The following is an 18,267-nucleotide window of genomic DNA, read 5'->3' as shown; positions in this document are numbered from 1 at the left end:
GTTATTCACATAGTTATCCACATTATCCACAAAATTAAAAACAGGCTCTTTTCACAACTTACCCACAAGTTATCCACAGATTTATTTCACTTATCCCCAAAATATTTGGCATAAATTTTGTCATAAGTTCCGTTTTGTTTAATCTTTTTCAGCCCGGCATTCAACTGGTTCAACAATTCCCGGTTTCCTTTTTTCACAATCATCCCGTAAGATTCCGACGGCATCGACGGATCTTGAACCGTTTTGAATTGACTTTTTCCCAGCTTTTTGAGATATTCCGCATTCACCGCTTCATCCACCACCACCGCATCAATGCGGCCGAGCTTCAAATCTTCCACCGCTGAAGAAATCACGTCATACCGTTTCAATCCCGGATAAGTGTTTCCAAATGCTTTTTGCACCACTTGTTCCCCGGTTGTGGACGATTGCACCCCGATCTTTTTCCCTTCTAAGTCTTTCAATGTTTTGACCTGGGAAGCCGACGGAACCAAAATCACTTGTTTCGCTTCAAAGTAAGGTTCCGTAAAATCATAAATCTTTTGGCGCTCCTTTGTGATGGTGATTGCAGAGATCCCTGCATCCAACCGGCCTCTTGCCACACCGTTTAACATGACATCCCAGCCGACATGTTGAAAGTCCAGTGAAAGGTTTTCCGCTTCGGCCACAGCCGACAAAATTTCAGCATCAAAACCGGTGATCTTCCCGTTCCCTTCCAACTTTTCAAACGGAGGAAATTCAGCATTGGTTCCCACTTTGACGTCATTTTCTTTTTCAGCCGGACTGCCGCAACCGGCCAATAGAAACAAAGAAGAAACCAAAGAAAGTATAATCATGCAAAAGCGCATTTTTCCCACACCCCTTCCCAAACCCTTTATCCGCTAAAAACGTATAAAATTTAATCATTTCCTTTGAAAAGATTCGATTTAATTATACATATTTATGTATATTTATTCAATCCTGGCATGAATGCAAATTCAGGAAGGCGGAAATAAAAAAAATCACCCGGGGCTCAGCGCCTCAGGTGATTCCATAGGGACGAATTACTGATTGATCAGTTCTTTCAATTGTTTTCCGGGTTTAAAAGCCGGGGCTTTTCTTGCTTCGATAAACATTTCTTCTCCGGTTTGCGGGTTTCTTCCTTTGCGTGCCGCATATTCACGGACTTCAAAGTTTCCAAATCCGATCAGTGTGACTTTATCTCCGTTTTTCAATGCTTCCGAAATGGTTTGCAAAACGCTGTCGACGATCATTCCTGCCTCTTTCTTCGTTTTGCCCGTTTTTTCAGCTACTTTTTCCACTAATTCCGTTTTGTTCATTTTTCAACGCTCCTTCATGATTACTTGATTTACACTGCTATCTACAAGAGTTGACCACTTTTTTCTATTCTAATACTTTATCTGGCAAATGTAACAGAGAAAACTTCTTGAAATCCCGCATTCCGCAAAACTTTTGCACACTCTCTGACCGTGGCGCCGGTGGTGTAAACATCATCCACGATCAATACCGACCGTTTCCGGCCCTTTTGCGCTTGCCTTTGATCCGCCAACTGAAAAACGCCATTTATGGAATGAAGCCGCTCACGGCGAGTACGCCTGCTTTGCGGAGTGGTTTCCTTTACTCGTTTCAATAAAGGATGTACCGGGATCCACAATTTTTTCCCGATGGTCAAAGCCAATCGTTCCGCTTGATTAAAGCCTCGCTGTTTTTGCCTTTCGCCATGCATCGGAACATAAGTGATCACCGAAACGGCTTTTCTCCCGTAGTGTTCCCGGATCACTTCCGCCATCCACTTTCCCATCGGCACCGCCAAGCTTTCCTTGCCGCCATATTTGAATGTCCACATCCATTCCCGGACCAAAGGGGAATAGGAAACAGCGCTGCGATTTACGACCCGTTCACCGGGGGGGATTCGCAGACAATCTTCGCAAATCTTTCTGTTGAATACCCCGGGGCTCATGCAAATGGAACAATACGGTTTTTGAAGCACTTCCGCTTGCTCCAGACAAACCGGGCAGATATGATCCGATACAGATACGGGGAGTGCCCTTTGCACAGGAGACGAGCAAAACCAGCAAGTACGAAAAGCCGGAAACAAAGATGACCACCACTTCACCTCTGATTATACGCTCCTTTTTCAGCAAAATCCTTCTTTTTCAGCAAAATGATTCAGCCACTTTATTTTTTTCAATGCTTGTTTCTGTGCCATGGTTTTTTCCTCTGACAAAAACCAAACCACTCCCTTTTGGTACCCGGCATTTCTCCCGACGCGGCCGGCGATTTGCACGAGGGTTGCTTCGTCAAAAACCGGATGATCTCCTCCCATGACGAGCACATGGCAACGCGGAACGGTCACGCCCCGTTCCAAAATGGTGGTGGTCACCAAAACGATCCACTTTCCTTCGCGGAATTCCCGGATCTTTTGCTCACGAAAAGGATCGCGGGCATGAACGCCCCCGGCTCTGGCAAAACAGGAAGGGGCGTTTTTCTTTAACCATAAAAGCACCAAGCGGACATCCCGAACCCTGGGCACAAAAATGAGAGCTTGTCCCCGACATTCATCCAGTTGTTGCAAAAAACGGGTCAAGACGGCAACCGGTTTCCCTTTGCTGATTTTCGTCCATAACCGGCTCTCCAGAAACAGCTTTGGAAGCGGAAGTGGACATCCATGATACCGGGCCGGCAACATCACAGCGGCCAGACGACCTCTTTTGACGGAGTCCTGCCAATAAACCGGCGGTGTTGCGGTTAACAAGACTTGTTGCCCATCCGGGGCCATCGCCCGGTGCAATCCGCTTTCCAACGCAGGATCGCCATCAAGTGGAAAAGCATCCACCTCATCAATGATCATCAAATCAAACGCATGATGATACCGCCACATTTGATGGCAAGTGGCCAGCACAAGCGGGGAAGAAAGCCACCGGTGCGGGGATCCCCCGTACAAAGCAACCGTTGCCGGGAAAAATTCCCGCATCCGGGGGTACAACTCCAACACGACATCTTTGCGCGGCGTCGCCCATAATATCCTTTTCCCGCGATCCAGCCATTTTTGAATCACCGGAAACATGATTTCGGTCTTTCCGGCTCCGGTGACAGCCCAGACCAATACCTTTTTTTCCTGATTCTCAAGAAGGGTTTCGATCCGGGAAGAAGCCCGTTGCTGGTTCAAGGTCAAAGAAAACGCCGGATCCTTGCATGCGGGTTTTGCCGGTTGATTTGCCTCCGGTTCAAACAAGAAAAAAGGGGTGCAAGCACGGCTGCGCCCCATCAAAAGGCAATGTTCACAAACCGCACACTCGCCGCCGCATGACGAACAAACCGTCGCTTTGATTTCCTCCCCCTGATGACGGCATCGTTCACAACGCCATCTGCGTACCGAACCCAGCTTGATCACGCCCGGTTTCAATTGACATTTTTGTTCCAGGATCAGGATTTGCAAGGCTCTTTTTATCGTTTTCAAATCCATGCCCGACATATGTTTCTCCACCAGGTTTTGGACTTCCTGCCACAACAACGCTCTCCCGGCAAGAACCGGAAAGAGCCGGTCCGCTTGATCCATCCATGCCGGAAGTTCATGTCCAACAGGCATGGTAACGGGTTCCGGTGATTTTTCTTTCCTTCCCCGGGCCAAGGACCAGGCTTCCCGGATCGAACGGGTCCAATGCACCTCCGCCAATGTCTTCCCCCGCTTCTTCCAATACCAGAAATCCACTTCCACTGCCAGGCTGAACCGCCCCTGTTTTTCCCCTTCCAGACGATAAAAATAAATTTCCAACTCCATCACTTCCCAAAAATGAATCAGGCCGGATCAAGGCCTGATCAAATCAAGCGGATCCTTTTTCAGATTTATCCGACGAATCCACCTCTCTCAAGTCCATCACAATCAGTTTTCCGCTGTTTTTCTCTTGGGATTGAAGCCAGCGATAAACCGCTTCATCTTCATCGAAACCGGAATGAAGCCGAATCACTTCCAATGTGGGATAACGTTGTTTCAACCGGTTTAAAATGAACAGGGTGTCATCCTTGGAACCGGCATCCAGGCAAGTGATTTGCCCCGGCTTTCCCTGTGAACCGTTCCATGCATAATAAGAACGGATCATCCACTCGACTTCGTGTTGGCTGTTTTTTGTAATGATCACCAGATGAACGGCTTTGTTATGGTAATAGTTGCCCAAATAGCGGGAAAGACCCTTTACCAGGAAATAGAGGGCAATGTACAAAAAAACGCTCCACAAAATCCACTCTCCCATACAAAACGCCCCTCCTCAAAAAGCATCGTATGGCAAAAAGGCAGGGACTGTGACCATTGCCGGGATATTCGTCATATCAATTGAACCCATCCGTATCTCATCGCCATCAACACCGCTTGCGTCCGATCCTGTACATTCAATTTATACAAAATATTACTCACATGGTTTTTTACCGTCTTTTCGCTGATGTACAGATGCTCACTGATCGTCCGGTTATTTTTTCCCTGTGCCAATAGTCTTAAAACTTCCATTTCCCTTTCGGTCAAAACTTCTCTCCAAGAGACCTTGGGGACGGTCATGTAATGATAATAAATCGCCCCTTCCATACGGCTCAATCTGCGAAATTCATTGACCAGACTTCCCATCATGACGGGATGGATATAGACGCCTCCGTGGGCAATGACACGGATCGCATCGACCATCGTCCGGATTTCGGTATCTTTCAACAGGAAACCGGACGCTCCGGAACGAATCGTTTCCAACACATAGGGATCGGCGTGATCGGATAAAATCATAATTTTTGTCTGCGGGCTCATTTTCCAAAGCCGGTAGGTGACCTCCACTCCGTCCACCCGCGGCAAATATAAATTCATGACGACAACATGCGGGTTCAATGTTCCACAGGCCAAAGGAACCTCGTTCCCTTCGGATGTTTCGCCAACGAGCAGCATATCGCTTTCCCGCTTTAAGGCCTCTTTAAGCCGGTCACGAAATCGGGTGTCCTGATCGGCAATCATGATCCGGATCGGAGAAGGATGTTGTGAAATTTCCGTATTTTCTTCTACTTCAGCCCGCTGTTTCTCCAAGGAAATCGCCTCTTTCTCGCAATATTGCCTCTATTTAAATTTTACCATGAATAAAATCAAGATGAAATAAGATGTCCATCATTTAAAGACAATCCTTCACTTCAAAAGAGAACGCACATCTTTTTCATCACCGGCCGAACGTTTCCTTGTATGCAGGAACCAAACAGCCAAAGCGGCCGGTTTTTTAAAATCCATAAAGAAAAGAGTTTGCGCCTGACGGTCACAAACTCTTTTCCATTCTTTATCATAATCCGGCTTCTTTCTTCAACACATCCGCCAGGTCGGTGCGCTCCCAAGGCAAGTCGACATCGTTCCGCCCGAAATGGCCGTATGCAGCTGTCTGCCGGTAAATCGGGCGACGCAAATCAAGCTGCCGGATAATGCCGGCCGGGCGCAGGTCGAAATGTTTTTCCACCAGTTTCACCAGCGTTTCTTCATCCACTTTTCCCGTGCCGAAGGTGTCCACACGAATGGAAACCGGACGGGCCACCCCGATGGCATAAGCCAGCTGTACTTCACATTTGTCGGCGAGTCCGGCGGCAACGATGTTTTTCGCCACGTAACGTGCTGCATAAGCTCCGGAACGGTCCACTTTTGTCGGGTCTTTACCGGAAAATGCCCCGCCGCCGTGCCGGGCATATCCGCCGTAAGTATCCACGATAATCTTCCGTCCCGTCAGGCCGGCGTCCCCTTGCGGACCCCCGATGACAAAACGACCGGTCGGATTGATGAAGGTTTTGGTTCGCTCATCAAACATTTCACCCGGAACAACCGGAAGAATCACATGTTCCATCAGATCTTTCTTAATCTGTTCCAATGAAACATGATCCGCATGTTGTGTGGATACAACAATGGTATCGATCCAGACCGGTTTATCATCCTCATACTCAATCGTCACTTGCGTTTTTCCATCCGGACGAAGGTATGGAAGCGTGCCATCCACCCGGACTTCATGCAAGCGACGGGCCAGTTTGTGTGCCAGCGAAATGGGCAGCGGCATCAATTCTTCCGTTTCATTGCAGGCAAACCCGAACATGATCCCTTGGTCGCCGGCCCCAATGGCTTCAATTTCTTCCTCGGTCATGGAACCTTCCCGTTTTTCAAGGGCGACATCGACACCCATGGCAATATCGGGCGACTGCTCGTCAATGGAGGTGAGCACAGCGCATGTTTCGGAATCGAAACCGTATTTTGCCCGGGTATAGCCGATATCTTTGATCGTTTGGCGAACAATTTTGGGAATATCGACATAGCAAGAAGTTGTAATCTCACCACTGACCAACACCAAACCGGTTGTCACTGAAGTTTCGCAAGCAACCCGCGCATTAGGATCTTTTTCCAAAATGGCATCCAAAATGGCATCGGAAATCTGATCGCAAATTTTGTCCGGGTGACCTACCGTGACGGATTCAGAGGTGAAAAGGCTGCGTTTTGTTGCTGACATTCATTCTCCCCCTATCTACCCTGAAACTGCAAACAGAAAAAGCCCTTCCTTCGAGGAAAGGCTTTATTGTTTCGTAATCCTCGATACCCAGATACATAAAACCCCTATTTTTATTTAACATTAGAATAACCTAATCATTCGTGAATTACAACCGTATTCTTTTCTTCCACATTTTGACGCATACGCTTGTCACTTTGGTTCAAAAGAAACGATTAAATGATACGGATCCTCAATCAAATTTCCTGCATAGTCCGTCACGCGAAAATAAAACGGCCCCGGTTTCACATCCAGTGACAAAGTTTCGGTTCTTCCTTCCCTCTCTTCATCTTGTCGCATCTTATCCCAATCATCCTGCCGGATTTTAAAGATCACCGGATCAAAACGCGGGGTCAGGGGTTGAACTTGCACCACCAGCCTTCCTTCTTTCGGAATCAACAATTGGTACCAGTCGGCATCGCCGGGACGGGAAATGGTTGCAGAAAATGTGTTTTTGGTTTCCGAAAGAGGCAGCAAAGCGGCTTGGGACAACAAATCATTCGCTTCATACTCATCCTCTTCCGGCAAATAAGCGGCATGAAACCGCAAGGCAACCTCTTGTTTGGATGCTTGGGACACCGACCATTTCAACAAGATCTTCCCTTGGGAGACCGGCGTGATGATCCGTTGTTTGCCTGATTGGGCCAAAAGGGAACGGGAACGGGTTTGACCGGTCGTTGACTGGATAATTGACAAAATAACATCCTTCCCCGGGCCATCGAGCACTTCTACATCAATTTGCAGCCGGCCGGCCTTGTTTAAATCCAAGACATACCAATCCGGATCCCCTTTTTGCAGAACCAGACGGATTTCTTGGGAAAGAAAAAAAGGCGTTGCTGTTTGTTCACTGTCATTTGGTTCGCCAATATCGGGGTCAAGCGGGGACCGAAGCGCACGATCCGCATCCAACATCCCAAACCCGGTTTTTTCATTCCAATGCGGCGAAGAAGAAGCCGTTTGCCGGAGCAACATGCGGATGTCCCCGGGCGTGTAATCGGGACGAAGCTGCCAGACCAAAGCCGCCACTCCGGCAACTTGCGGTGTGGAAAAGGATGTTCCCGAATCAAAAGCATAATCCTGTCCATTGGACGTGGTATATATCATGTCACCGGGCGCCACGATATCCAAACCCAAACCGGTATTGGAAAAGGGCTCATGTTTCCCTTGAAAATCCGTGGCACCCACGGACAAAACCGAAGGGAATGCCGCCGGATAATACAAAGGTTGACTGAACAAAAGCTCCCCTTTTTCATCGAATTCCGCATTCCCCGCCGCCGCAACCACCAGCACGCCCCGGCTTTCGGCTTCCTCCACTGCGTCCTCCATCAACTTGGAATAAGTCCAACTCCCTTGTGACAATACAATGATGTCAGCACCTCTTTGGATGGCTTCGCGGATTCCTTTCACAGTGTAGAAAATTTCACCATCCCCGTCGTTTTCCATCACTTTGACCGGCATGATCCTGCCCTTTCCAACCGGCTTCCCCTCTCTGGCCCTCCAAGTGGAAGCAATAACCCCGGCCACTTTGGTTCCGTGCCCGAAATGATCCTGCGGGGGAAGATCGGGATTTTTCACGTTCACCCCTTCGGTCAGAAAAGGTTTGAGTACCGGATGGGACAAATCGACTCCGGTATCCACCACCGCCACCGTCACCGGCTTTATTTTGTCGGGATCCGCCTTTTTTCGGAAATAATCCCAAGCCTTCGGGATACGGATTTGTTGCAAATAATAATTTTTGCCAAACGCCACCCGGGAACGTCTCCGGTTTTTTTCTTTCCCCAGTTCATACCGGATATCGGGACCGATGAATTCGATTCCCGGATCTTCTTTCCACGTTTCAACCCACCGTTCTTCATCCGTTCCCGGTTTGGTCTGCACCAAATATAAACCTTCTCCCCCTTCTTCCAAAAGCTCTGCTTCCATCCAGAAAGAAGAAGGGGCCGGCTGACGCCACTTCACCACCCACTTGCGGCTTGCAATCAGCGATCCGGGGGTGGACATCATCGGTAAGGTTACAGCTGAAAGCAACAAAATAAACACAAAAAACAGGAAAAACAGCCCCACGGCCCTCTTTCGATTTATCATGTCAATCACCAAAAGTACGATTATTTTCAAAAAACATAAAGCTGGATTGTAGATTCATACGAATTTATTATATAAAATAAATAATTGTAGATAGAATCTTTCTTTTTCTTTATTGAAGCTTCTCTACCTTTTGCACCGCTCTTTTGAAAGAATTACAGTGTCTCAGACACGTCGGGAAAGCGGAAACAGAAGGGGACTCCTTGACACTCCACAGCTTTCCAATTTTTGAAGAAAGCTATTCCGGATTTTTCTAAACTCCTCCATTCTGATGAAAAGGTCCGTTTCGCCGTTCCCATCGTTTCATCGTTTTCTCAAAATCGACAAATTTTTACGCAACCATCCTGACCGGATTACGTCTACATATGTAAATCTCTTTAAAGGATTCCATTCAATTCTGTTTCCATTTTGATCCATGGTTTGTACGGGAGCCTTTCTTCCCGGTTCAAAAAGATTTCAACAAAGCGTCAATATTATCTGTTTAATCACTATTTGATGTTTTCTTTCCTAAATATTAATTTTCAGTGAATTTGATCATTGCCAACCGGTCTTTACTTGATCCAATCCAAACCACGATGTTACCATTGAATGAAAACATTTAGCGCGAGTGGGGATTTCGATGAGAAGAGTAGAACAAAGCCGATTAAATCGGGTTAAAAAAAACCAGCGGAAAAAATGGATCATCCGTTCCATCTCTTTGGCCTTCATCCTTCTTTTAGGTGTCGGTCTTTATTTAGGATCCGAAATATGGGGAGTCTTTGCCAATACGAAAAACGATATCGGAAAATCCGATTTACGGGATAAACAAGTGGAAATGGAATCCGACCCCTTCACCATTTTACTTCTCGGAACCGACCAACGGAAACGTTCGGATCCGGTTTGGCGGGCGGACACCATGATTCTGGTTGCCGTCAACCCAAAAAAACACACGGCCAAAGTCCTGAGTATCCCCCGGGATACCTATACAGAGATCGCCAACACGGATGGTTTAAAAACAAAATTAAATGCCGCCGCTTATTGGGGATATAAGAAAGATGTCGGGCAAGTTGAAAATATCCGTAAAACTTTGGAAAATCTGTTGCATGTCCCCATCGATCATTACGCACGAATCAACTTCCAAGGATTTGAAGACATTGTCGATGCCTTGGGCGGAGTGGAAGTGGATGTACCGTTTGCGTTCCACCAAAAAGCCATCGGCGGCAAGACGGTTTACTTTGAGCCGGGACCGGCCAAACTGAACGGATCTGAAGCCCTGGCCTATGTAAGGATGCGCAAGCAGGATCCCCGCGGGGATTTGGGCCGCAACGAACGGCAACAAGAAGTGGTTGCCAAATTGATTGACCAAATCGCCAGTTTCAAAGGAGTCGGCAAATTCTCCGACCTGATGAATGCAGTGGGCGAGAACTTCGAACACAGTCTTGAATTGGACAACTTCCCGGCATTGGTGAACATCTACACCAAAATACCGAAGAGCAATATTGAAACCCTGCATATTGAAACCTACCCCGAAAATATCAAAGGGGCAGGTGCGGTGTTGATCTGGCCTGAAAAAGACCGCAAAAAAATTCGACAAGCCCTGCGGGAACAATTGGAATTGCCTCCGCTTGAAAATGGGGAGACAGACGGTGACTCCGGCTCCGGAACGGATGATGACATGTCGGATACCGAAAACACCAATTCATATGACGGTGATACAGAAAGTGACGGCAGCTATTAAGCCGTCACTTTTCCGTTTTACCATCGAATTCCCCGGCAAACCGCTGGTATTTCCCCGCCGTTTTCATTAAGATAGTAGGGAAGAAGGTGAAACGATGTCTGAGAAACAGTATTTAACCGTCGGACCTCAAGGGGAAACGGAAATCGTCATTCAGAAATCGCGCTTTATTTGCAGGGCCAAACGGGTTTCTACGGAGGAAGAAGCGCAACAATTCGTCCAGAAAATCAGCAAACAACATTGGGATGCCACACACAACTGTTATGCATACCTGGTGTCCGACACCATTCAAAAATCCTCCGATGACGGGGAACCGGCCGGGACCGCCGGACGTCCGATACTGGAAGTGATCCATGCCAAAAAGCTGGTCAAAACCGCCATTGTTGTAACCCGTTATTTCGGGGGAATTAAATTGGGAGCGGGCGGGCTCGTACGCGCTTACAGCCAGGGGGCTTCCGCGGCAATTGAAGCAGCCGGGATCATCCGCTGCCAATTACACCAAAAAATCACCTTTACGTTTGATTATCATTTTATGGGAAAAATGGAACATGAATTCCGCCAAACCGATTACTTTTTGGAAACACCCCTCTATCAGGAGGTGGTGTCTTGGCCGGTGTGGATCCCGGTTGGGGAAGAAGAGGACTTCATCCAACAAGTCACCAACTGGACCCACGGGCAAGTGAAAGTGACACGCGGAGAAAAAGAATATAAAGAAATCCCCCTTTCCTCCTGACCGGAAAGGGGGATTTCTTTACACCTCAGAACGCCGGAACCACTACGCCTTTGTATTTTTCCTCGATAAACTTTTTCACTTCCGGTGAAGTGAGGGCTTCCGCCAGTTTTTTCACCGCCTGGTTATTTTCATTCCCTTGTTTGACCGCCAAAACATTCACATAAGGATTTTGGTCTTTCTCTTCCATAAACAGTGCATCCTTGAGCGGATCCAAATCGGCTTGAAGCGCATAGTTGGTATTGATCACAGCCAGATCCACTTCATTGATCATCCGTGGAAGTGCAGAAGCCTCAAGCAGCTCAAACTGCAAATTTTTCGGGTTCTCCACAATATTTTTCAGGGTGATCTCCCCTTGATGTCCATTCAACTTGATCAACCCGTTTTTCTCCAACAACTGCAAAACGCGTGTAATTTCACTCGTTCCATTGGGAATGGCGACTTTGGCACCGCTTTTTAATTGATCAACCGAGTTTATTTTTTTGGAATAAGCCCCCATCGGCTCCAGATGGACCCGGGCCACATCCCTCAAATGATATCCTTTTTCCTGATTGGTGGTTTGAAGCCAGACAATGTGTTGGAAATAGTTTGCGTCAATTTCTCCTTCTTCCAATGCTTTATTGGGCAAAACATAATCCGTAAACACTCTGATTTCCAAGTTTACCCCTTGTTTTTCCAATTGCGGTTTGACATGCTCCAAAATTTCCGCATGCGGAACCTGCGTGGCTCCGACCACAAGCGTATTTTCCTTGCTTTGGTTGCCGCAAGCGGCTCCCAATACCGCAACCAGCACACTGACAAGCAAAACCCAAAACTTTTTCATCCCATTTGACCTCCTTAAGATCTTTTATCCAGGGCACGGGCAATCCAGTCCCCCACTGCTTGAACCAATTGCACCAATACGACCAACAAAATTCCACAACTGTACAGCATCGCATCATTAAATGCCTGAAAACCAAAACGATAAGCCGTGTCCCCGAGACCGCCGGCCCCGACAATTCCGGCCATTGCGGAAAAACTGATCAACGAAACACAAGTGACGGTCAGTCCGGAGACAATCGAAGGAAATGCCTCCGGAATCAGCACTTTGCATATGATGGTCAGCCGGCTGGCCCCCATTGCTTGTGCGGCTTCAATCACTCCTCTGTCAATGTCACGGATGGCGGTTTCCACCATGCGCGCATAAAAAGGAGCGGCTCCTGCAATGAGCGGAATGGTGGCTGCCGTCGGCCCCAATGTGGTTCCCACCAAGAGCTTGGCCACCGGAAACAAAAACAAAACCAAAATAATGAAAGGAACGGCCCGGAAAATATTGACCACAAAGGCCAAGATACGTTGAAAAACGAGATTTTCCCAGAAATAGCCGCGGTCCGTCACCACCAGAAGCACCCCCAGCGGAATCCCCAGCACCGCCGTCATCAGGGTGGAAATTCCCACCATATGAAGAGTTTCCAGGGTTGCTTCTTGCAACAGATCAAGATCTACCGACTCCCACATTCAAGTTCCCCTCCCAACACCTTCCGCACTTTTTCCACTGCTTCTTCATTTCCGCCGATTTTGACTTGGACTGCATCTTCATCGTTGCTTCCTTTCACTTCTCCGCCGACCAGTTGAAAATGCACGTTATATTGGCGGGCCAGTTCATTCAGTTTGGAAAGGCCGGACCACGGCACCCAAATGCCATCCTGGCCGGGTTCTGCATCCTGAACAAATTTCTTCGTCAAAGGATGCTTCGGATTTTGAAAAATTTCGGTAACCGGACCCGTTTCAATGATCCGGCCGTTTTCCATGATCGCCATTTTGTTGCAGATGGCACGTACCACACTCATCTCGTGCGTAATCAAGACAAGGGTCAGCCCCAGTTTTTGATGGATCTGTTTTAACAGCCGCAAAATCGAAGCCGTGGTCTCCGGATCCAACGCCGAGGTGGCCTCATCGCACAAAAGCACGTCCGGATCATTGGCCAAGGCTCTGGCAATTCCGACCCGTTGTTTCTGTCCTCCACTGAGCTGTGCCGGATAAGCATCGGCGCGTTCGGATAACCCGACCAGTTCCAGCAAACGGCTTACCTTCTCCTTGATCTGTTTTTTGGGAACCCCGGCAATCTCCAGCGGAAACGCCACATTTTCCGCAACCGTCCGGGACCACAACAGATGGAAATGTTGAAAAATCATACCAATCTTTTGCCGGGCAAAGCGCAATTCCCGTTCACTAAGCCGCGAAATTTCTTTTCCATCCACCAGCACCGTTCCCCTTGTCGGCGTCTCCAATCCGTTTAACAACCGGAGCAACGTGCTTTTCCCGGCCCCGCTGTAACCGACAATTCCAAATATATCCCCTTTTTCGATTTCCAGGGAAATTTCTTTTAATGCCGTAATTTCTTTGTTTTTACCTGCAGCCGGAAATGTTTTGACAACATTTTTCAACTGAATCATTTCCTTCACCGCCTTCGATCTGCAAACATTTTTTAAGCATAAAAAAACCTTCCTGCTCGTTCAGATGCAGAAAGGATCACTTTGCTCAATCTCCTTCTCTCATCTGTCAGAGCAGTGTACAGCTCTGCAGGAATTGGCACCTTCCCATGGGTTCTTCAAACCCAACAGGGGGTTGCCGAGAGATCATCAGGCCTGTTCCCTCCCTCTCTCTGGATAAGAGAATACTTCATTCCCGTATACAATTTTGTTCAAGATCTTTTCTAAAATTATCACATAAAATCATGCCAGTCAACAATTAGCGTTCTAATGCAAACGATTTTTTAAGGTCATGTATAACTTCATTCGATTTATGGAAAAATATGCCTGTTTTCAGCATCTTATCAACTGTTACTCCCAGATTACATTTCATTAACAAAGCCGCTACTTCGATCTATCCAAAATGAAGATGGCGTATAATAAAAATACATTCATCCTTTGGAGGTGCGCATATGGAGCACACGGTTGTCGGCAAGTCCTTCTGGATCGGAGTCATGAACGCTTCTTGTTTGAGTGTGCCACTGTGGCTTCTCATGTACCTGTTTTTAAAAATGATTTTCTGAATGAGCGCACCAAATGAAATCCATCATCCTTCCGATAAATAAAAAAGATGCCACCCTTTTTGGCAGCATCTCTTTAGCGGGCTCCATTTCCGGAAACAACCACCCAAACCGTCCGAAACAAAATCTGCATATCCATTTTAAAGGATTGGTTTTGAATATAGAACATATCCAACTCAAACTTTTCAGCAGGTGTCATCTCATATCCTCCGTTTACCTGAGCCCACCCAGTCAAACCTGGTTTCACCAACAAGCGCTTTTTAAAACCAGGAATCTCCTTGTCAAATTTCTCGGTGAAGACAGGTCTCTCCGGACGGGGACCGATCAGACTCATGTCACCACGTAGGATATTGATTAACTGTGGAAGCTCGTCAATCCGTGTCTTACGGATAAATTTACCTACTCGAGTGACACGCGGGTCATTTTTTGCCGCCCATTGCGGACCATTTTTCTCAGCATCGGTGCGCATGGATCTGAGTTTGATAATCTCAAACCGTTTCCCGTTCAACCCCACGCGTTCCTGTTTATAAAAAACAGGCCCCGGAGACTCCAGTTTAATCGCGATCATGGTCAGTACAAGCACAGGCAATGTAAACAGCAGCAATGCAACGGAAAAAACAATCTCAAAAGCCCGCTTGAAAATCGGATAAATGGTCTGTCCGGAAAATGCACCCGTGTTGTTGCTCTCGTAGGCTAACTTGGAACGCATCAGCTATCCACCCCTGCTGTGTATAATAATCAGAATCCCTTCCGTTTCTTCGCTAAGTTTACAAAAATAACAGTAACATTACAGTAATATTTCAAACCGATTACTGTAAAACAGTATACTGCAGAACCCACGGAATGACAATAGGTTCTTTTTTGAAAACCGTGTCAAATCCTTGACCGATCACAGCATATGCTTATTTTCTACATTTCTTTGTCCATTTTGCGATATTCGTTTTGGTAATATTCGTAGGTTTTGCGTAAACCTTCCATAAGAGTGTATTTCGGTTTCCAGTCCAATATGCGGCAAACTTTGTCATTCTTGAAATAACTGTGTTTAATGTCCCCCGGACGGTCCGGGCCGTGAACCTTTTCGTTTTCAAAAGAAGCGATTTCATCAAACAAGGAAAGCAATTGGTTCAGCGAAGTTTGCACCCCGGTTCCGACATTCAGGATCTCCCCGTCTCCTCTTGAGAGTGCCGCGACGTTGGCTTTGGCCACATCTTCCACATAAATATAATCCCTCGTTTGTTCGCCGTCGCCAAAAATGGTGAAAGGCTCTTTTTTCAAGTACTTATCCACCAAGATGGAAATGACTCCCCCTTCCCCGCGGGGATCCTGCCTGAGCCCGTAAACATTGGCGTAGCGCAAAACGGTGTATTTCAACCCGTATAAATGGGCGTACACTTCCAAATAATGTTCCACGGTATGTTTGGAAATTCCGTATCCGGAAAGCGGTGACACCGGATGTTCTTCATCAACCGGCAGATATTTCGGGTCTCCGTAGACGGCGGCGGATGAAGCGTAAACCACTTTCTTCACCCCGCTTTTGCGGCAGGCTTCCAACAGATTGATCGTCCCAATAATGTTGGTGTTTGCGTCCAAAACCGGATCTTCAACGGAAACATCCACACGGATTTGCGCCGCTTGATGGATGACGGCTTCCGGTTTTTCCCGCATGAACACATCACTTAATTCCGGATTGGTCAAATCCATTTCAATCCATTTCGCTTCCGGATGGATGTGCTCTTTCTTGCCTGAAGAAAGATTATCGATGATCACCACCCGGTCTCCTCTTGCAATCAACAGATCGACAATGTGGGAACCAATAAAACCGGCTCCGCCTGTCACGATTACCTTCATTGTTACAGACTCCTCTCTCGAGTGGACTTTGTCAATTGAGTCGGCCATTTTCAACGTATTCCCGTCTATCTTATCAATTCAGCCGGGCAGAAGCAAAAGACAAGTTTTAAACTTTTTGTCCATATTTTTCGAAAATAGCCCCTTGGCCCCCACTTCCCCACCCAATATTTTGGAAGGTATTTTCCCATGGAAAAGAAGAATAATATAGTACATAAAACCAAACACCTGTGAGGGATTTTCCGTAATGAAAAAATGGATCCTGCGTTTTTTTCTGCTTTTGTTTATAACAGTTCTGCTTGGATTTGGATATTATGTGTACCTGATCTGGTCCGCCGCTCACCGGTCCTATGTCCCGCCTGAACAGGAAAAATCGGACAAACGTCAAGAAGCGATCAAATGGCATGAGGATCCTGTCGCCATTTTGATGCTTGGCGTGGATGAACGGGACGGAGATCAGGGACGTGCCGATACCATTATGATTGCGGCTTTAAATCCGCAAGAAAAAGACATTGTCTTAACCAATATTCCACGGGACACCCGGGTTGAAATCCCCGGTAAAAACTTCCGCGACAAAATCAACCACAGCTATGCCTACGGCGGAGTGGATTTGACCCGCAAGACCGTGGAGCATTTTTTGGATTTGCCCATCGATGGTTACGTTCAAATCAATATGCAAGGCTTGAAAGAAATCGTGGATGAGCTGGATGGAATTGATGTCGAAGTGCCTTTCACCTTTTCCTATGGAGGACACACTTTCAAAAAGGGGACCATGCATTTAAACGGAGAAGAAACCCTTGCCTTTGCACGAATGAGAAAAGAGGACCCGCTGGGGGATTTCGGACGGATTCAACGGCAACAAGAAGTGATCCGGGCCATCGTCCGCAAGGGAACGGATTGGACCACATTCACCAAACTGGATACGGTCATGGAAAAACTCGGCTCCAATGTCAAAACCGACATTTCCCCCTTTCAGCTTTTGCAACTGCAAAACCGCTATGCCAATCTTTCACGGGAAAATATCAAAACGGTCCGGTTCAAAGGGGAAGATGCAACCATTGACGGCATTTATTATTTCCGGGTGTCACCCGAAGAAATCGAACGCATCCGGGGGATCCTGGCGGAACAACTGAACTATTCCCGACCTCCTGACACCCTTTATTAAAAGGATCCTGCCATGGACAGGGGAATCGCCCTGATCATGGACACAGGATCCCTTTTCATTGAAGCAGTTCCTGATATAAAGAAAAAACTTTTCTTTCCTCAACCTTCCAATTATAACGGGTTTCATGGGCTTTTCTCGCATCGGTGCTCATTTGGCCGCGCAGTTCGTCATCGCTTAAGATCCGTTCCACTTTTTGCGCAATATCCTTGGGATTCAAAGCATCGGCCACCAGCCCGGAATGGCTGGATTCCACAATTTCCCTCCACATCGGAAAATCCGTCGCCACCATGGGCAATCCGGCGGCCATGTATTCAAACATCTTGATGGGAAGGGATTCCCGGTAATTCTCGACCGGATGCAGGCAAACCAATCCCACTTTTCCTTTTCCCAACCACTTCTGCACATCATCAAACGGAATCCGGCCATGCAAATAAACCCTCTTCTGTTCCAGTGCGGACTTGTCCCGGTCTTCCGGTTTGATATGCTGGAGGGGACCAATGATGTGAAGTTCGGCTTGCAAGGATTCCGGCAAATAATCCATCATCTGTATCATTTCCCGGTAACCGCGCAGATACGACACGCCCCCGACATACAAAATCCGGTTGACTCCATCCTCTTCTTTTTCGATCTCCGGCATCGACAACGGATAGTTTTTAATCACTTCGACTCTTTTGGCTTGATGGAACTGTCTTTGAATCGATTCCGTCGCTGTAATGACCGCGGACAGCCGGCGGGCCAATCCCTTTTCCACTTTATGGACGATTTTTGCCAGCGGGGCACGGAGCTTTTCGGGAATCCACGGTTTGGTTTGGATCTGTTTGGGCAAATCCTCATGCGAATCATAAATCACCGGGCACCCGGTCCGCCAAGCCAATAACACTCCCCACGGCAACAACTCCGGATCATGAAAATGATACAAATCCGCTCCGCATTTTAAAGCGCGCCGGTAAAGCTCATATCCGGTCCAAAGCCGTTTCCACTTTTTGTTGACGCGCTTTACCCCCCGGATTTTTACGCCATCGATCACTTTTTCTTTAAAATCGGCGATGGCGTGGAGCTCCACCCGGTATCCGTTTTTCGCCAGTGATTTTGCTTGTTTGTGGAAAATCCGCGAATCATCATAAGGATGAACCGAACTGAAGATCATTACTTTAGCGGACACACAAG

At 47.4% G+C, this 18,267-nt stretch carries 17 protein-coding genes and 1 riboswitch; of the genes, 3 read left to right on the top strand and 14 right to left on the bottom strand.

Annotated elements, in window-relative coordinates; translation table 11 throughout:
* Positions 1-86: 86 nt before the first annotated feature.
* From ATH33_RS08380 to ATH33_RS08345, 8 genes are all read right to left on the bottom strand, one after another.
* Positions 87-845, bottom strand: a complete 759-nt coding sequence (locus ATH33_RS08380; protein WP_242062459.1) for a basic amino acid ABC transporter substrate-binding protein — start codon at positions 843-845, stop codon at positions 87-89.
* 195 nt (positions 846-1,040) lie between these two features.
* Entirely contained in the window at positions 1,041-1,316 is a 276-nt protein-coding gene (locus tag ATH33_RS08375; protein WP_037997689.1) for an HU family DNA-binding protein, read from the bottom strand.
* A gap of 77 nt (positions 1,317-1,393) precedes the next feature.
* Positions 1,394-2,113, bottom strand: coding sequence for a ComFC family protein (locus tag ATH33_RS08370; RefSeq protein ID WP_131470895.1), 720 nt, complete (start codon positions 2,111-2,113; stop codon positions 1,394-1,396).
* Positions 2,114-2,134: 21 nt separating this feature from the next.
* The gene (locus tag ATH33_RS08365; RefSeq protein ID WP_049720686.1) at positions 2,135-3,772 is read right to left on the bottom strand and encodes an ATP-dependent helicase ComFA; all 1,638 of its coding nucleotides are present in this window, start codon (positions 3,770-3,772) and stop codon (positions 2,135-2,137) included.
* A 49-nt stretch (positions 3,773-3,821) separates the two neighbouring features.
* The gene (locus ATH33_RS08360; protein WP_037997684.1) at positions 3,822-4,247 is read right to left on the bottom strand and encodes a glycosyltransferase family 2 protein; all 426 of its coding nucleotides are present in this window, start codon (positions 4,245-4,247) and stop codon (positions 3,822-3,824) included.
* Between the two features lie 71 nt (positions 4,248-4,318).
* Positions 4,319-5,053, bottom strand: coding sequence for a response regulator transcription factor (locus ATH33_RS08355; protein ID WP_049720688.1), 735 nt, complete (start codon positions 5,051-5,053; stop codon positions 4,319-4,321).
* Between the two features lie 244 nt (positions 5,054-5,297).
* A complete protein-coding gene (gene metK, locus ATH33_RS08350) occupies positions 5,298-6,497 on the bottom strand; it encodes a methionine adenosyltransferase (RefSeq protein WP_037996743.1) in 1,200 nt (399 codons plus the stop codon).
* A gap of 189 nt (positions 6,498-6,686) precedes the next feature.
* Complete coding sequence (locus tag ATH33_RS08345) at positions 6,687-8,618, bottom strand: S8 family peptidase (protein WP_121874279.1); 1,932 nt, start codon at positions 8,616-8,618, stop codon at positions 6,687-6,689.
* Positions 8,619-9,234: 616 nt separating this feature from the next.
* On the opposite strand from ATH33_RS08345, the gene ATH33_RS08340 reads away from it, so the two are divergent.
* Entirely contained in the window at positions 9,235-10,332 is a 1,098-nt protein-coding gene (locus ATH33_RS08340) for an LCP family protein (protein ID WP_062843235.1), read from the top strand.
* Between the two features lie 94 nt (positions 10,333-10,426).
* Complete coding sequence (locus ATH33_RS08335; RefSeq protein WP_037996736.1) at positions 10,427-11,062, top strand: YigZ family protein; 636 nt, start codon at positions 10,427-10,429, stop codon at positions 11,060-11,062.
* A gap of 25 nt (positions 11,063-11,087) precedes the next feature.
* Here ATH33_RS08335 and ATH33_RS08330 read toward each other — a convergent pair whose 3' ends face one another.
* The 5 genes from ATH33_RS08330 to ATH33_RS08310 all read right to left on the bottom strand — a co-directional run bounded on the left by ATH33_RS08330 (position 11,088) and on the right by ATH33_RS08310 (position 15,938).
* Positions 11,088-11,882, bottom strand: coding sequence for a MetQ/NlpA family ABC transporter substrate-binding protein (locus ATH33_RS08330; protein WP_049720693.1), 795 nt, complete (start codon positions 11,880-11,882; stop codon positions 11,088-11,090).
* 14 nt (positions 11,883-11,896) lie between these two features.
* On the bottom strand, positions 11,897-12,556 hold the full coding sequence (locus ATH33_RS08325; RefSeq protein WP_037996731.1) for a methionine ABC transporter permease: 660 nt from the start codon (positions 12,554-12,556) through the stop codon (positions 11,897-11,899).
* Positions 12,541-13,494, bottom strand: coding sequence for a methionine ABC transporter ATP-binding protein (locus ATH33_RS08320; RefSeq protein ID WP_062843234.1), 954 nt, complete (start codon positions 13,492-13,494; stop codon positions 12,541-12,543). Before ATH33_RS08320 ends, ATH33_RS08325 begins: the two co-directional genes overlap by 16 nt.
* Positions 13,495-13,590: 96 nt before the next feature.
* Positions 13,591-13,714: riboswitch (SAM riboswitch) on the bottom strand.
* A 452-nt stretch (positions 13,715-14,166) separates the two neighbouring features.
* The gene (locus ATH33_RS08315; protein WP_049720694.1) at positions 14,167-14,799 is read right to left on the bottom strand and encodes a sugar transferase; all 633 of its coding nucleotides are present in this window, start codon (positions 14,797-14,799) and stop codon (positions 14,167-14,169) included.
* Between the two features lie 200 nt (positions 14,800-14,999).
* The gene (locus tag ATH33_RS08310) at positions 15,000-15,938 is read right to left on the bottom strand and encodes an SDR family oxidoreductase (RefSeq protein ID WP_037996700.1); all 939 of its coding nucleotides are present in this window, start codon (positions 15,936-15,938) and stop codon (positions 15,000-15,002) included.
* 244 nt (positions 15,939-16,182) lie between these two features.
* On the opposite strand from ATH33_RS08310, the gene ATH33_RS08305 reads away from it, so the two are divergent.
* Entirely contained in the window at positions 16,183-17,100 is a 918-nt protein-coding gene (locus tag ATH33_RS08305; protein WP_037996698.1) for an LCP family glycopolymer transferase, read from the top strand.
* Between the two features lie 55 nt (positions 17,101-17,155).
* Here the strand turns inward: ATH33_RS08305 and ATH33_RS08300 are convergent, their stop codons facing one another.
* Positions 17,156-18,262 (bottom strand): glycosyltransferase family 4 protein, encoded by a 1,107-nt coding sequence (locus tag ATH33_RS08300; RefSeq protein WP_131470894.1) that lies wholly within the window; start codon positions 18,260-18,262, stop codon positions 17,156-17,158.
* Positions 18,263-18,267: the final 5 nt, after the last annotated feature.

This window comes from Thermoactinomyces vulgaris (assembly GCF_003688725.1).
GTDB lineage: Bacteria > Bacillota > Bacilli > Thermoactinomycetales > Thermoactinomycetaceae > Thermoactinomyces > Thermoactinomyces vulgaris.
The sequence above is the reverse complement of the archived record's forward strand: the minus strand, read 5'-3'. Positions and strand labels throughout refer to the sequence as shown.

Coding starts and splice junctions, on each gene's coding strand:
- ATH33_RS08335 (WP_037996736.1), top strand. CDS start 10,427: ATGTCTGAGAAACAGTATTTAACCGTCGGACCTCAAGGGGAAACGGAA.
- ATH33_RS08325 (WP_037996731.1), bottom strand. CDS start 12,556: ATGTGGGAGTCGGTAGATCTTGATCTGTTGCAAGAAGCAACCCTGGAA.
- ATH33_RS08360 (WP_037997684.1), bottom strand. CDS start 4,247: ATGGGAGAGTGGATTTTGTGGAGCGTTTTTTTGTACATTGCCCTCTAT.
- ATH33_RS08330 (WP_049720693.1), bottom strand. CDS start 11,882: ATGAAAAAGTTTTGGGTTTTGCTTGTCAGTGTGCTGGTTGCGGTATTG.
- ATH33_RS08340 (WP_062843235.1), top strand. CDS start 9,235: ATGAGAAGAGTAGAACAAAGCCGATTAAATCGGGTTAAAAAAAACCAG.
- ATH33_RS08380 (WP_242062459.1), bottom strand. CDS start 845: ATGCGCTTTTGCATGATTATACTTTCTTTGGTTTCTTCTTTGTTTCTA.
- ATH33_RS08375 (WP_037997689.1), bottom strand. CDS start 1,316: ATGAACAAAACGGAATTAGTGGAAAAAGTAGCTGAAAAAACGGGCAAA.
- ATH33_RS08310 (WP_037996700.1), bottom strand. CDS start 15,938: ATGAAGGTAATCGTGACAGGCGGAGCCGGTTTTATTGGTTCCCACATT.
- ATH33_RS08305 (WP_037996698.1), top strand. CDS start 16,183: ATGAAAAAATGGATCCTGCGTTTTTTTCTGCTTTTGTTTATAACAGTT.
- metK (WP_037996743.1), bottom strand. CDS start 6,497: ATGTCAGCAACAAAACGCAGCCTTTTCACCTCTGAATCCGTCACGGTA.
- ATH33_RS08315 (WP_049720694.1), bottom strand. CDS start 14,799: ATGCGTTCCAAGTTAGCCTACGAGAGCAACAACACGGGTGCATTTTCC.
- ATH33_RS08345 (WP_121874279.1), bottom strand. CDS start 8,618: ATGATAAATCGAAAGAGGGCCGTGGGGCTGTTTTTCCTGTTTTTTGTG.
- ATH33_RS08320 (WP_062843234.1), bottom strand. CDS start 13,494: ATGATTCAGTTGAAAAATGTTGTCAAAACATTTCCGGCTGCAGGTAAA.